Source organism: Methylobacterium sp. BE186 (genome assembly GCF_031457035.1).
Lineage (GTDB): Bacteria > Pseudomonadota > Alphaproteobacteria > Rhizobiales > Beijerinckiaceae > Methylobacterium > Methylobacterium segetis.
This window is the reverse complement of record NZ_JAVDVV010000057.1, coordinates 1-4,170: the sequence shown is the minus strand read 5'-3', so window position 1 is coordinate 4,170 and position 4,170 is coordinate 1. Positions and strand designations below refer to the sequence as shown.

The window sequence follows — 4,170 nt, the reverse complement described above, 5'->3', positions numbered from 1 at the left end:
CGTCGGCGATCTTCTCGACGCCTTCACGCCAGCCGAGTGCGCCAACTACTTCGCCGCCGCCGGTTACGATCCGGAGTAAGTGGAAATCGCTCTAGCCCAAACGCTCTGCCAAGCTGATCAATCGTTTCGAAACGGGCTCCGAGGCAGTGTGGGTCGGCTGGTCTGGTCGAGGTGAAGGCGTTGAATTGGAAACGCGTTGCGCTCACCCTCACCCTGACGGTGACACTCTTCTTCATGCTGACATGGTCTCTCTCGGAGCCTGTTTGTCGCCTAGGATGGGCACCGGACGTGAACGAGCCCGACCAGGGATCGCGCTTCGTGTTGCTGTCACTATTCCTGATGTTCGTAGGTCCTTTGCTCCACGATTTGATCGCACTCGCATGCAGTGCGGTGAGCCTTGAACCTTACCGAGGTATCGCCCTACGACCTGGGATCGATGGGATTTCGTCGGAACCGCCACTGAGTGAGAGTACGAAGTGGCTGCTCGTCTATCCCATATTTTCTCTCGGGCTCGGGACTGCTCTGATCCTGTCGTGGATCGGCGCGACAGGCTGTTCGTAGGAGCAGAAGAATTATTCTGCGGTTCTCGCGACTTTCGCTGAGGGTAGGAAGCGGCCGCACCCGTTAGCGGACTTTTCCATTCGCGTACCTGTCGCCGTCTGCTCCGACAAACGTAGAAATCACAGATCTCTTAATGCTTTAATTCCGACGACGATCGTTTCCTTTCGCGACATCTCTCCCTCAGCAACAGCGAAACCCTGACGCCGAAATCGATTATCATCACAGCGATGATGATCAGCACACAGACGACTGCGATCGCAGAATGTTTCTTGAACGTGAAGAGGGCTATCACGCCTAAAACAAAGATGATTAAGATCGCAGGACCGCTGGAAAAGCCTATGAGTTCGATGAAATCCACCGTGGGCACCTATCCGGCAGGAGCTTGAAAAGGAAGCGAAATGTCGTCCACGATCTATGCTCCTGCGTGCTAGACAGGATGGGCCGGAAAGACTCCGTCCGCAATGGGTGGATTGTGTTGAAAAACTCCGTTTGTCCCTCTTCTGAGGGCATGAACCCACAACACCTGGGACAGCGGCGAGCGGCAGCCACCAGCGGTAGAGACCTCGATCCGTGCTGAGGAGTTTTTCAACACAATCGGTGGAAAGCGGCTGCTTTTCCGACAAGGAGAGCAGCCCCGCGCAAGCCATCGCTTCTTCAACCTCTGCGCTACAGGTCAGGGCTCAGAGAGAACATGAGCCAGAACACGGCCGCTGCTGCGGCACAGCAGCCAAACCCCAACCATCGAAACACAGGCCGAGCACCAAACGTCAATGCTATGGCTGTCGTCCATATACCCCCGAGCCAGATTGGAGCACTAACAAGAACACCTACGTAGAAAGACAGTTCACGTATGTGATTTTTGTCGATTTGCGCTTCTCTGTGCGCGATCGGCAGGCCGTACATTGAAATTGAAGAAAGTATGACCAGCAATATCGTCGCGAAGAGGGCTGTTGCTATGCTACATATCGGCATAATGGAGGTCTTCTTCAGCTTTGCAATTCTAATAAGAGTTTTTTAGAAGTGACTTGATCAGTTTGAGGCTCTACCGCTTAAAAACCCGAGCGATTTCGCTGCTGCAGATAGAAAAAACCCATTGCGCCATTCGCGATGAATATTCCAACAACAATAAATACAGTGTAATCAGCGGGCGCACGCGCCAGCATGCAGACAAAAATAAGGCCGATCGCGACAGCGGCGTTGATCATGCTTCGCCGAAGAAATGTTGCTACTGTCGGAACAACACCGAACCACTCTCTCAGGAAGAACCAAATGCTCATGATCAGTATTTCCTCGTCATGCAGTCAATGATCTACCAAACAATCATGAAGATGGTATTGCGGGGGGGGCGGGGGGCACCTGTCTCGACTTCCGCAACGGGTGGAAAGTGGATGTTAACTAGTAACGAGCAGGCTCTGCCTGCCGAAGGCTGAATCAGGATATCCTATCCCCGCCCGATAACACTTTGCACGCACGTGAAGAATGAAATTCCACAAACAAAGCACAATCCCCAGAATGTTGCGCATTGCGGCGCGCATTGTTGGCGTAGTTTCGGCGGTTGTCTGTCTTGTAACAATACCGTATTTGATTTTGAGCACTCCCGAAGCCCGTGCGCGCCGTTACATACCACGCGGACCAATAGCCGAGCGGCTTGCAGCAGTCGACCAGAATTGGACGGGCGAGAGTGAGACTGACGTTCTAAACGACCTATTTCCGGCGGATGCCATTATCCCGAGAGGAGCAAAAGGTCCTCCAGGGGCAATAAAGGGTGCCTTGCGGGACGGAAAGTTCGAGTGCGTGCTGTTTCCGCCGACTAAAGCGAGTTCAGGGTTGTACTCGTGTCTGAATGATGCAGCCGGCTATAATGCTGCTGGATGCCGTCGTAGTTGGTTGGTTTTGATCGAACTAACCCCGGTCGTAAGGGTTCAATGGCGAGTTGGTCGGATGCGAGCTTTTGTCAATTTGCGAGGATGCGCCCCAACCCAACCCACAGGGTCCCAAACCGGGGCCGTGGGCCGGGATTCTGGCTTCCGATTTTACCCTCGCGCTTAAGGTCAGCCGCCAAATTTGTGCGACTGGAAGGTCTGCTCAGGGTGGATGCAGGACCTTCATATCCACACCAGCCCTCTCAAGCGACACCAGCGATTCAGATCGCTTTGGCAAGCCGCGTCTTGGACTAACTCGCCATCGCAGTCGCCCTATAGAATATGCGGTTAACTTCGACGGGATCGGATTAATGGATTTGGGCGGATCGAATGAATGATTCAGATTTGCGTAGCTCTGATATGCCTGCTCTTAATGCTTTGGATGATGTACCGCGTTTGGCCTTGGTCAGTCGCCATCTTTTTTCTAGCGCTCGGTTTCTACGCTGTTCTCTTTGTAGCGATTGTGCAGTTGGACAAGAAAAAACAGATCAACGTCTCCGCTGTAGCATATGAGAACTCGAATGCTTGTGCGAATAAGCCCGATCACATCGCGGTATTGGTGCAGAATAGATATAATCATTCAACAATCAACAAGATTGTAATGACGATTTCTGTATATGGGGCTGTTGGAGATAATCCGATTGTGAGTTCTCCGAAAATTGTCCTTAATAAAAAAATAACTCCAAGAGCGCTTAGCATAGAGTGTTTGATGTATTCTGATTACATTGCGAGTCATCTTGATCGCAATTCTTTGCGATGGCAAGTCAAAGTTATTGGCTACAGCTTCAGGTAGGCGTAGATGCTCAGATGCTGCGCCTCGTCGCGCATCTGCCGGTGCACGCGGTTCTTGCGCTTGGGCTCGCGACGGCGCTGCTTCAGGTTGAGCGGTGCCTGCGAGCCGTCGGGAGGATCGTCCGGTCAGGGTCGAGAGCGGCCCATCGGACGGTTAGAGTGAGCGCGAGACTTGTCCGCCTCGCCCGGCTTGATCCGGCGATGGTGGCCCGTCAGTCGTCTCTCTGCCGGCAATCCGGATCAGTATGGTTGAGATCAACCAAGCGCCGAAGCCCGCTACCATGTGCCAACTAGTGACGATCAGGCCAATGTGCAGGGCGTCGAGCCTGTGCGTTCCGCCAATAAGCAAGAGCAAGGCGACGCCCGGTGCGGCGGAGGCGAGGAGGACTGGAGGAAGTCTGATCCTGGTTCCTGCATTGCGGCCCAAGGAGATCAGCGCAACGAGTGCGGTAAACAGCCATGAAGTAGACGTAAGCGACCGCGTAGCTGTTCGTGTCCTCGATGCGGAAGGCTTCTTCGAGTTCGACAGCGCGCCAGGGCGGCGGAAAGCGGCGGGGTTCGGTCATTGCTGCCGGGAACGGGCATGAAACCAATCCGGCGGGCGGAGATTAACCCACGGCAACCGCCAGAAGGAGGGCCGCCCCTGAGGACGGCCCGAGTCTGGGAGGAAACGCCCTCTCACGAGGGAGCAGCGCGGCGACGCCATCGCCATGCTGCAGTGCGGGAAACCGGCAAGGTGCCCTCACAGTTCCCGTGGAGTTCGGTTGCCCGACAGGCCCGTCGAAAGGCGGGCCTGTTTCGCGCGGGACTATCGGAAATTCCGTGTGTGGGCGGCGAGTTGAACATCAGGCCGCCATGGCCCGGGTGAAGCGCTCGCCGAAGATGACGGCGAACT

1 protein-coding gene is annotated in these 4,170 nt (G+C 54.7%); it reads right to left on the bottom strand.

Annotation, left to right across the window (positions count from 1 at the left end):
* Positions 1–1,610: 1,610 nt before the first annotated feature.
* A complete protein-coding gene (locus tag J2X36_RS26615) occupies positions 1,611–1,838 on the bottom strand; it encodes a hypothetical protein (RefSeq protein WP_310355212.1) in 228 nt (75 codons plus the stop codon).
* Between the last annotated feature and the right edge of the window lie 2,332 nt (positions 1,839–4,170).